The organism is Endozoicomonas sp. SESOKO3 (assembly GCF_024606255.1).
The window spans coordinates 1-1314 of the sequence record NZ_JAHHPR010000247.1 but is presented as its reverse complement, the minus strand read 5'-3'; the positions used below and the strand labels follow the sequence as shown (position 1 = coordinate 1314).

At 46.8% G+C, this 1314-nt stretch carries 1 protein-coding gene; it reads left to right on the top strand.

What is annotated here, in order from left to right:
* Positions 1–33 precede the first annotated feature (33 nt).
* The coding region (locus KDK18_RS04430) for a hypothetical protein (RefSeq protein WP_257253490.1) at positions 34–1314 on the top strand (1281 nt) is incomplete at its 3' end.

Here is a 1314-nt window from a genome sequence, read left to right as displayed (position 1 = left end):
CAACAACCCAATACTTCGGCATTCAAGTTGCTGGTGTCTCTCCACGCCTATGGCTATCGGTTTGCGGATAAAGACGCCAGTCGTCAGTTGCAATCGGAATTTGACCGTGCAGGTCGCACACACTTTGAAGAGGTTTATCGCGGTCAGTATCAACATTCCTTGTCGCTATTTGAGGAAAAAGGGACCGTCGTGGGTGGTCGTACACTGGCAGTACGCAATGGTAAGCGAGTTGATTACTATAAGTTCCAGCGACTTGGAGAGTCCATAGCCACCCTGGCGCAAGAAGGCATTATGCATCAATTTATTGCCAGAGTGCTTAATAAACGCTGTAAAAGTCAGCTACCCCGTTTTGGCCAGTACCTCATCCTACTGGAAAAGGATCTTCCCGAAAATATCCGGGATTTCACTGATCGTTTACAACGGATCAACAATGCTAATGGTGAAAAAGCCTACCGGGTCTACCACTTCAAAGCGACAAAAAATTACGGTCAATACGCTCATACTCCTGATGGAAGCAGCACCCCTTATGCGATCGCAGAGCGTGGCTTGTTGAACGCCATTCACGACATTGGCGTACTTAATGGCAACCTTGGCGTTATGCCCACATCAACGATTCCGGCCTTTCACGATACCGGACGTCGTTGGCTGTTCCTTAGCCCATTGTTGGGTAACTCCGATTGTTTTGCCTTGCCATTACCCGGAACCTTTGGAGGCTGGGTTAAAGCCATTGAACGCCCTGATTTTGGTTGGGATGGTTTACGGGATTGGGGCGATGTTGAGTTCTATGGCTCTATGAAAAGCGGCCTCACTGCCAGGGACTCAAAAACGTCGGGTTATACACCCGAGGTTTTACAGCGGTTAAGTTTTGTCAATTCCCTGTGCGAAAACTTGCTGGCAGCCGTGCTGTTAAGGTCACGCTTGCGTCGGGACTCCCCAGATTATCATTATCAAAATAAACAAGCCGTGAAAGAGACAGAAAATTTTATTGAGCAACTACTGAACGAATATCTGTCAGGCCTGTTCGCAAAAGAAAAAGAATGGCCGTCCAGGTCAAGACTGCCAGAATTTATGGGGGTTGACGAAACAACATACCGTTCCTGGCTGACACGCACAGCTGAGGAAATTATGTACTGGACAGCCATACAACCTCACGAGGCCACAGATCATTGTACATTTACTCCTTCTGATGAGTGTTACTCAGAACACATAAAGCAAAATGGAAAACTGGACACCACACTATACCCAAAAGATTTGGAGACTTTCGACATACATAAAAAATTTCCCAAAGACTTCCATAATGTCAATGACCAACTC